The sequence below is a fragment of the Aquitalea sp. ASV11 genome, assembly GCF_016429185.1.
GTDB lineage: Bacteria > Pseudomonadota > Gammaproteobacteria > Burkholderiales > Chromobacteriaceae > Aquitalea > Aquitalea pelogenes.
Window position 1 is genome coordinate 1 of sequence record NZ_JAELUD010000134.1, and the last position, 2160, is coordinate 2160.

2 protein-coding genes are annotated in these 2160 nt (G+C 66.0%); one reads left to right on the forward strand and one right to left on the reverse strand.

Annotation, left to right across the window (positions count from 1 at the left end):
- Nucleotides 1–59: 59 nt before the first annotated feature.
- Nucleotides 60–1403, reverse strand: coding sequence for a D-serine ammonia-lyase (locus JHD62_RS21220; protein ID WP_370541107.1), 1344 nt, complete (start codon nucleotides 1401–1403; stop codon nucleotides 60–62).
- Between the two features lie 68 nt (nucleotides 1404–1471).
- On the opposite strand from JHD62_RS21220, the gene JHD62_RS21225 reads away from it, so the two are divergent.
- The coding region (locus JHD62_RS21225; RefSeq protein ID WP_199104551.1) for a LysR family transcriptional regulator at nucleotides 1472–2160 on the forward strand (689 nt) is incomplete at its 3' end.

Genomic DNA, 2160 nt, shown 5'->3' on the forward strand with positions numbered 1-2160 from the left:
AGCTGCTGCACAGCTCGCCCTTGTATGCACGGCTGGCGGCCTTGCAGTTTGCTGCCGGTTCAGCCGGCGAGTGACAGCCCACGCTGGCGGAAGCGCTGGTGTTCCTCTGCCGGAACCAGCGCGCCGCCGGTGGTCCACACCACATGATGGGCATCTGCCATCTGCGCTTGCAGGCCGTGCGCTGCCAGATAAGCCTGCCCGGCCGCGCTATTGCATAGCCAGTCGGGGCCACGCACCGCCGCTGCAGCGGATGGCTCCAGCGCCAGCTGGCAGTGGTCTTCCACCTGCAAGCGCAAGCGGAACAAATCGTCATCACCAACGGTAAACACCCCGCTCAATTCGGCCCGCATCAAGGGTGCCACCAAGGGCGAAGCCAGGCCTACCGCCAGCCCGTCAGCCTCGGTGTGGTTATCCAGGCCGATGTCGTATACCGACAGCGGGGTATCACTGCCACTGGCCAGCTGCACCAGCATGCAGGGCGAGGCCACCGGTTCGGCAAAAAAACAATGCACATGCGGGCCGAACAGCAGCTTCAGGCCATGGGCGATGCCGCCCGGCGCGCCGCCGACCCCGCAAGGCAGGTAGACAAACAGGGGATGGGCCGCATCCACTATTGCGCCCTGCGCCGCCAGTTGTGTCGCCAGTGGAGCTGCCGCGGCGGCATAACCCAGCAGCAGCGGCAGCGAGTGTTCGTCATCAACAAAATAACTGTTGGGGTCGGCCTCGGCCGTGGCACGGCCCGCCGCCACGGCGGCCGCGTAGTCGCCGGCATGTTCCACCACCGTCACCCCGCGCTGGCGCAGCCGCGCCTTTTTCCATTCCTTGGCCTCCACCGACATATGCACCACGGCCTGAAAGCCCAGCGCCGCCGCCATGATGCCGATGCTCAGGCCCAGATTGCCGGTGCTGCCCACCACCACCCGGTGGCTGGCAAACAAGCTGCGTGCCGCCGCACCTGCCAGCAGGCGGCGGTCGTCCTCCGGCTGCAACACGCCGTGCTGCAAGGCCAGCGCCTCGGCATGGGCCAGCACCTCGTGAAAACCGCCACGCGCCTTGATGGAACCGGCCACCGGCAGCGCATGATCGCCCTTCAGCCAGTACTGCCCCTGCACGCCACGGTATTCCGGCAGGCCGTACAGCGCGCTGGCATCGTGCAAGGCGGACTCGATCTGCCCCTCTGTTGCCGCCAGCTCGGGAAACAGCATGGCCAGCAGGCCGGCACAGCGTTGCAGCCGCGCCGCCGCCGCACCCACCTGTTCCGCCGTGGGGGCGTTGGCAGGCAGGGTGCTGCCCAAGCGGGGGTTCAGCCACAGCATGGCTTGTTTTGACTGTAGGGCAGCTAATAGGCTGGCTGGCAGGGTGGCAGGCATGGCGTGTCTTCCGGATGAACATTCAGCCTTCATTTTAGAGCGCCACTGCTGCACAAAAACAGCGATACTTGCTGTTGATAACATTAGTAAGGCTTATGCCAATGCTGGATGCTTCCATCCTGGCCCACCTGCGTTGCTTTGACGTGGCGGCCCGCCTGCTCAGCTTCACCGCCGCTGCCGGTCAGCTGCACCTGACCCAGAGCGCGGTCAGCCAGCAAATCCGCCAGCTGGAACAGCGGCTGGGTTACCCGCTGTTTGTGCGCCAGCACCGCCGGCTGCAACTCACCGCCCAGGGCCATACGCTGTACCGCACCGTCAGTACCGCCTTGCAAGACATCGACACCACCTTGCAGCAGCTGGCGGAGCAGGACAGCGTGGTGCAGATCAGCTGTGCACCGTCCTTTGCGCTGGACTGGCTGATGCCGCGACTGAGCACCTTCCAGCAGCAGTACCCGGCCATCCAGGTTCGGCTGCGCGCCGAATTCCAGCGCATGAGCCGGCAGGACATGCTGGCAGCGGGTGTGGCCGTCTGCATACGCTACGACCCGGACGAGATGGCCGATCTGCCCGGTATTCCCTTGCTGGATGAAGTGCTGCTGCCGGTGGCCAGCCCGGACTGGCTGGCCGCCCATCCCGACCCTGCCCACACCGGCAGCTCACTGACGCGCCTGCATGACAGCGCCGCCTGGGACGGTGCGCCGCCATTTGCCGAGTGGGACTGCTGGCAGCAAGGCGCGGCAGAGGAATTCCGCTTTGCCCCCGCGCCGTGGCAGGAGCGGGAATACAATCT